This window comes from Pedobacter sp. 01T416_2 (assembly GCF_056398925.1).
The window spans coordinates 1-7,930 of sequence record NZ_JBFTQI010000218.1 but is presented as its reverse complement, the minus strand read 5'-3'; the positions used below and the strand labels follow the sequence as shown (position 1 = coordinate 7,930).

Annotated in this window: 4 protein-coding genes and 1 pseudogene; all 5 read left to right on the top strand. The window is 36.7% G+C overall.

What is annotated here, in order from left to right:
- Positions 1-1,068: formylglycine-generating enzyme family protein (locus AC1DPQ_RS11225; protein ID WP_477609301.1), on the top strand; the 1,068-nt coding region annotated here is incomplete at its 5' end.
- Positions 1,069-1,229: 161 nt separating this feature from the next.
- Positions 1,230-4,619: a GH116 family glycosyl hydrolase gene (locus tag AC1DPQ_RS11220; protein ID WP_477609299.1), complete on the top strand. Its 3,390-nt coding sequence runs from the start codon at positions 1,230-1,232 to the stop codon at positions 4,617-4,619.
- A 522-nt stretch (positions 4,620-5,141) separates the two neighbouring features.
- A pseudogene (locus AC1DPQ_RS11215) lies at positions 5,142-5,429 on the top strand (RagB/SusD family nutrient uptake outer membrane protein); the annotation flags it as partial.
- Positions 5,422-6,459, top strand: coding sequence for a LacI family DNA-binding transcriptional regulator (locus AC1DPQ_RS11210; protein ID WP_477585787.1), 1,038 nt, complete (start codon positions 5,422-5,424; stop codon positions 6,457-6,459). The pseudogene AC1DPQ_RS11215 and the gene AC1DPQ_RS11210, both read left to right, overlap by 8 nt.
- Before the next feature lie 460 nt (positions 6,460-6,919).
- The coding region (locus AC1DPQ_RS11205; RefSeq protein ID WP_477609297.1) for an MFS transporter at positions 6,920-7,930 on the top strand (1,011 nt) is incomplete at its 3' end.

The window sequence follows — 7,930 nt, the reverse complement described above, 5'->3', positions numbered from 1 at the left end:
TTGCATAATAGTCTTAACGTGAAATTGAGAAGTGACCAATTAACATTTTCATCAACACAAGGAACCAAAATACGTATTTGGGCTGGTATGCCATCGTACGATAAAGAGTGTAAAGAATTCAAGACGGATAAACAGACCATAAATTTGATTGATAATTTTGCGGATTTTCATGGAAAAATTATTGTTCAGGCATTTGACGAGAATGAAGAACTGATAGACGAAAGAATTGTAAAAATACAGCCTGGTTCTGCTCGATTGGCTTCTAGAGTTGAATTCACAAATCCTGTAAAAAAAGCGCCTAAAGGAATGGTAAAAATACCTGCTGGAAAATTTATGTGTAATAAATATTTGGTTGGAGATTCATTTATTCCTTACCCAGATGCTCCTACATTGGAAAATGAAAAAATCAGCATGCCTGCCTATTTCATGGATAAATATCCTGTGACAAATGCCCAATACAAAGAATTTATGGACGCCACGGGTTATAAACCGTCTGATGCCAATAATTTCTTGAAACATTGGGTTGGCGGTAAAATTGCTAGTGGACAAGAAAATTTCCCCGTAATCTATGTGTCTTACGAAGATGCCAAAGCTTATGCAAAGTGGGCTGGCAAACGTTTGCCTACAGAAATTGAATGGCAATATGCATCCCAGACAGAAAAGGGAAATGCCTGGCCTTGGGTACAAAATAAACCAATACAAAAAGTGGAAGAGTTTGTAACCAATACGTTGTCTGTTTGGAAAATTAAAGGTATAGACACAGATCGTTGTAATCTGGGAGATGGCAAACTGTATCCGGTGGGGAAATATCCTAAAGGGGCAAATCCTTATGGATTAGAGGATCTTACAGGCAGTGTTTGGCAGTTAACCAATGATTTATATGATAATGGAACATATCGTTATATCATGATGAAAGGTGGAAGTTATTTCTTGCCTTCATCTAGCTGGTGGTATGTGCAAGGGGGACCCCGTGAATTATTTTATCGTCAATATTTATTGCGTGTTTCAGAAGGTTTTGAACGTAATGCCACTGTGGGTTTCCGTTGTGTAACGGATGMTGCAAAATAGTAAAGTATACGGATTAATAAAGTTATTTGAATATGATTTGCTAAAGATAAAGTTGCAATGTCAAATCGGACAAAGTTATAGATTGAATTAGGCTATGAATGAGTTCGATTTGACAAATTTTTGAATAGCATGGGTTCAAAGTAAAAATTAAATTAATTAAAATGAATAATATTCTAAAATACAGTTCATTAGTAGCTATTGTATTGCTGTTCTCCAGTATGATCAGTCCTCCTGTTAAGGTAGCTTTGCTTGTGAATGGGAAACAAGAACAAACAGTTGAATATGCCGCTTTGCAGAAATTTTTCGACACACGTAAAGTCAGCTTCACTATTCAGAAAATTACTCTTGATGAAGTAATAAAGAATAAATTAGATCTTAAAAAATATCAGGTAGTATGGTATCACCGTCCCGATACTTTAGAAGTAACCCCTTCAGAAATTAAATTGGAGGGATCCATAAAATCCTATCTCAATCAAGGAGGCAAATTACTTTTGACGCTTGATGCCGTTAAATTACTTAATACATGGGGGATTGAAAAAAGCCCTATTGAAATCAGACACCGTAGCGCTGTTGATGAGGGGTTTGGGCGTAAATTAGGTTTTCATGGTTTCCGAAGTCACCCTGTATTTTCAGATATGCATGGTGGAGCTTATGTATGGCACCCCAAAAAAGATCTAAATATGAGGACGTTAGGTTTTTTTGAAAAGAACCTCCCAAATGCAAAGGGTTCAAAGATAATAGGTATTGATTGGGCTTACATTTCCTATGATGAGAAAAATAAATTACTATGGGAGATACCTTATGGAAAAGGAAAAGTATTGGCTGTTGGTGCATATACATACTATGCTCAAGATAATTTTAATCGTAAAGAATTAAATCAATTCACAGAAAATTGTATTAATTATCTGGATGGTAAATTTGAGAAAGAAAAGCAATTTTTTTGGACGTATGGAGAATGCAAAATTGAGAAAAATGACAAAAAGATAGGTAAAATAAAATTAAAAGCATCCACAGTATGGCAAATTAAGCCTTCCTCGCTTTCTTTAAGTCGTGTGGCAACAAACAATTTTTTCGATTTAGCGGGCAGACGTAGTTTATTGATTGGAAAAGAAAAAGCGGGTATTGACGAAATTTGGACACATCCTGTCATGTCTGCACGTGATTTTAATGTCGGTGTGAAATTAGTAGCGAGCGATACCATTTGTTGGTTGAAAAATATTACCCCCAAATTTGAAGTTCGTCCGGAAGCGGTTATACGTAGCTATGAATTACCTAATGGCATTCAATTAAAAGAAATTATTAGTACCAGCGTAAAAGAACCCGTTGGTATAGTTCATTATCAATGGAGTAATGCCAATGCCATTGAGCGATTGATATACTCAGTCAAAAGCAATTTACGTTTTATGTGGCCTTATAATGAAGAGGCGTTGGGCTCATTGCAATACTCGTGGTCTGGAGAAAACAATGCAATAGTCGTTTCGGATAAAAAAGATGAATTTGTATCGATTATAGGCTCAAATTCTAAAAGCAATTTACTTGTTGATGGTCAGTTTGACGATTTCAAGTATGCTAATGGAAAATGGAGAGGAACCCCAACGGATAAGCTTCAAACAGCCTTTTTAGTGGAAACCGATGCTCAAAATAAATCAGCTTTAGATGTTTGTTTCGCATCAGGGAATGAAGGTGTTTCTAAAGCAATGATGGACTACTCCAAAAATATCAACAATGCTGAAAATGTACTAATTGAAGCAGTAGCTTATTATGAAACTTTATTGACAAATACTGTAAACATAAACACTCCTGATCCGGGCTTTAACGAGGGTTATAAAATGGCGATTTTGGGAGCCTCAAAATTTGAAGTCAAAACTCCAGGTATTGGCAAGTCACTTATGGCTGGTTTTGCAAGTACTGCAAGAGGTTGGGACGGTGCACAAAAAGTAAGCGGAAGACCAGGTTATGCATGGTATTTTGGACGTGACGCAGAATGGTCGAGTTTTGCGGTAAACAATTATGGGAATTTTGAGTTGGTGAAAGAGGTATTGAAAACGTTTATAAAGTTTCAAAATGTTGACGGTAAAATTTATCATGAATTAACGTCAAGTGGTTCTGTTCACTATGACGCATCAGATTCTACTCCTTTGTTTATTGTTTTGTTTGCTCATTATTTACGCTATTCGGGTGATGTCGAATTTGTTAAGTCAAATTGGGGAGCAATACAGAAAGCGATTGATTTTTGTTATTCGACAGATACCGATGGGGATGGTCTAATAGAAATATCGAATGTTGGCCATGGTTGGCTTGAAGGTGGAAAGCTTTATGGAGCGCACACTGAATTCTATTTGTCTGGCATTTGGGCTGCTGCCTTGCGAGATGCTGGATATTTGGCCAAAGGAATAAACAAAGAGGTTCAAGCCCAAGGTTACTTGGCCGATTCAAAAAAAGTAATGAACGCCATTGAGGGGTTTTGGAATAAAGACAAGTACTATAATTATGGGAAATACCGTGATGGTTCATATACCAAAGATTTCATTATACTTACGACAGTGCCGGTTTATTTTGATGTATTGAATAAGGATCGCGCAAAAATAATGACTGAAGCATTTGCTTCAAACTCTTTTTCGGCTGATTGGGGGACCCGTATGATTAGCTATAAAAATCAATTGTATGACCCAAGGAGTTACCACTTTGGCAGTATTTGGCCTTTATTCACAGGTTGGACATCACTTGCCGAATATCAGACGGGTAGATATAATCAAGGTTTTACAAACATAATGAACAATTTGTCAAATTATAAGGACTTTTCAATGGGTAATGCCGTAGAGGTAATGAATGGGAATACCTATAGTACAAGCGGGGTTACATCTCATCAATGTTGGTCAGAAACAATGGTGTTACAACCTATTTTTGAAGGGATGTTGGGGTATCACCCGGATGCGTTGACAAATATAGTCACTTTAGCTCCTAGGTTGCCTTTTGATTGGAAATGGTTTGAGGCTGAAAATGTTAAATTTGGAAAAAATAGTTTCGTATTCAAATTTAAAAAACAATCAAATACAGTTTTGGTCTACAACCTGATATCTAAGCAAGATTTTAAACTAAATTTTATACCAACGCTTCCTTTGGGCTCTAAAATCGAACAGATCGTAGTGAATGGAAAAAAAGTTAATTATACAATTATGGATAACAAGGAATATTTGGATGTAAAACTTAATGAAAACGTGAACGTTAATGGTCATACAGAAATTAGTATTCAATTAGCGAAAGAAGGTGTATCAACTTTAGCCAATTTTGTTAAACCAGAACTAATGAGTGAATCGAAAGGTTTCAGAATACTCAAACAACAGCTTGACGGTAATTCTTTTAAAATTGAAGTTGAAGGAAAAAGCGGCAGTACGTATGACTTTAAATTGTTGGTGGGTACTGATGTAGTTAGTTGTTATGGTGCTAAAATAATTGGAAAAATAGTCGATGGTTTTGGTTTGTTCAGGGTAATAATTCCTACCGATAAAGAAAAATACCAACAAAAAATAATCCAGATAAACATCAAATAATATTGAAATGGCCAATTGTGTTTTTTAACTGAGACGATAGGACTGTAATTACCATCGACCACATCAAGCATTGAACTTCAAATCTCCCATCGATTTATTGCAGGAAATTTGAGGACAAAATTATACTTTTGAGTGGTCTGAAAAACAAGGGAGCTTACAGTGAAGTCGATTACAGACAAATAGTTGCAGAATAATAGTGAGCATATAGTGAGCATGCTATTAATAAATACATTAAAGCATTATTTATAAGAGGTTTATGGATAGGATTCAAGTCCCGTCCATTCCGCGAAAATAGTTTTAAATTTAACTAAAAGCCTGTAAATTAAATGTTTACATGCTTTTTTGTTTTCTGGAAATACCAAAATATTCATTTTTTCGCAAGAAAAAGGCRAGCAATTCGGTGAGCTGCTAGTCAATAAATTCCCGCTTTTCCGGTGTATCAAATTTGTGAAAGACCGATTTGATATCCGTAAATACATCCAATTGTTTATTTAGTATTTCGTAGGCCAGGACAAAGATGTTTTAGCCCGCAACGAAGGGGACAACAATTGGATTGTTATCCGTTATGCAGATGTTCTGCTAATGCTTGCAGAAGCTTTAAATGAACAGGGAAAAACAAATCTTGTGCTATTAGAAGTTCAAAAAGTCCGGACAAGGGCGAATCTGATCACCAACATGTTGCTCAATCAATTGGATACCAGAGTTTTGATCAAAAAGGAGCAAATACTTGAACAATATCGCAAGGGGAAAAATCTATTGTCTCGAGATTTTTATGTTAATCGATTAAGCATATCTTTACAGGATGAGTAAGAAGGTTTCCATCAAAGATATAGCACAAACTGTAGGCGTTTCTACCGCCCTGGTTTCATACGTGTTAAATAATAAGGAAAAAGAAGCACGTGTTGGAAAAGAAATCGCACAAGTAATAAGAGATACAGCGGTGAAAATGGGTTATCAGCCAAATCAGATAGCCAAAAGCTTGAAAACAGGAAAATCGTATACTTTTGGATTAATTGTAGCAGATATTTCCAATCCGTTCTTCGGCAATCTTGCGAGGAATATTGAGGATGAGGCAAAGAAATTTAACTATACCGTGATTTTTGCGAGTGCGGATGAAAATGCGAAAAAATCTCAAAACCTGATTAATATTTTAACCGAAAGACAGGTTGATGGTTTCATTATTGCACCGGCAGAAAATTCACAAGACCAGATTGAAGCGATTTTAAAGAACAATATTCCACTGGTGCTGATAGACCGGTATTTTAAGGGGCTGGATACCAATTGTGTCGTGACCAACAATTATGAGGCTTCTTATCAGGCTGTGAGCCATTTAATTGAAGCCGGAAAGACAAATATCGGCATGATCGCTTATCAAACAGATCTGGCTCATATGCTGGATAGAAAGCAGGGCTACATTGATGCAATTAAAGACAGTAAACAGTTAAAGACAAAAATCCCCTTGGTCAAAATGGTTGATTTCAATGCTGGTCAAGAAGAAGTAGAGGCGGGCATCCGCGAATTTTTTGCTCAAAACCCTACAATAGATGCACTGTTCTTCGCTACAAACACGCTTACACTAAAAGGATTAAAATCTTTAAATAAGCTAAACTATAAAGTTCCCGATGATGTGGCTATTGTATGTTTTGATGAGAGTGAAGCTTTTGATTTCTTTTATTCTCCCCTGACCTATATAGAACAGCCATTACTTGAAATGGGCAAAAAGGCCGTTCAGATCTTACTTAAAAACATTTCTGATAAAAAAAGCGCCAATATGCAGGTAAGCATAGCGTCTAAATTAATTATAAGACAATCAAGTGCTGCCACTGTTAAAAAGAATTAGCTCAAGTTGCAATTACTGGTGTCAGAACAGGGAATATCATAATAAGCTGTGAAAAACTAAAAAAAAATATTTGTTTGTTTAAACGTTTAAGCTTAAGTTTGATTAACGATCAAATTATAAACCATTTAAACCGAAGTGCCCCGGCATTTTTTTTATCCCATTTAGCTTAAACGTGTAAGCATATTGGGTTTTGATATCTGGGCATACAAATTTCAGGCAAAAAACATAAAAAAAATCAGACACACTTCAATTGAGTATCATGAAAGGCTTTTGTTGCGAATATCATCATAACCATGCCGCAATGAGTATGGCCAAAGCAGTTGCAGGGTGTTTAGGTATGGGTCGTTGCTTCAAGCGATATCTTTCACCTTTCCGCATGGTCCTCATTTGGAATGGGCACTGAAGTATCGGATTACAGCAGCATATAAATTTTATGGACCATTATTATAGTTAAGTAAATATGATGAATAAAAAATCAATTTCACTGTTCAGGACAGAAACCGGCAAGAGTTATCTTATGCCCTTTATTCTTATATGCAGCCTATTCCTATTGTGGGGGTTTGCACATGGCTTGTTGGATGTGCTGGATAAACATTTTCAGAATATACTGCATGTATCAAAAGCACAATCAGGTTTCATACAATTTTCATTATATATAGGCTACCTGGCCATGGCTGTACCGGCAGGATTGTTCATGAAGCGGTTCGGATATCAAAAAGGAATCATTTTAGGACTGGCTTTATTTGCCATTGGTGCCTTTCTTTTTTATCCTGCAGCTAAACTACAGGCGTTTATTCCTTTTCTACTGGCCTTATTTGTACTGGCATGCGGGCTGGCCTGTCTGGAAACTGCGGCAAATCCTTATTCAACTATTCTAGGACCTCATGGATATGCTGCCAGACGGATCAACATATCGCAGTCTTTTAATGGATTAGGCTGGATATTGGGCCCCTTAATGGGCGGCTTATTCATTTTTGGAACAGAACATACACCTGGGGTAGACAAGTTCGATTCGATGGTTAAACCATACATGATTGTCGGTGGAATCGTTGTGGTTGTTGCGCTTGTTTTTATGCTCTTCAAACTTCCTGAAGTAAAGGAAACTAGTGAAACCGAAACAGCTGATGACCCGCCGATGAGTAATTTATTGAAGCATCCGGCCTTTGTATTAGCTGTAATTGCGCAATTTTTGTATGTAGCTGCTCAGACTGGAATAAACTCTTTTTTTATTAACTATGTTACGGAGACGATACCGAATGTTATGGGACCTGTTAAAGATATCATGCAGCATTTAGGTTGGTTTGGCGAGGTGTTTAAACCTAAAAACCCGGAACAGGCAGCATCTCTTATTCTTGCAATCGGGGGGATGGGCCTTTTCTGGATCGGACGGTTATCAGGGGCCTATATGATGAAATATTTATCGCCACAGAAGCTTCTCGGAATATATGCTTTGGTGAATACTGTGTTGGTA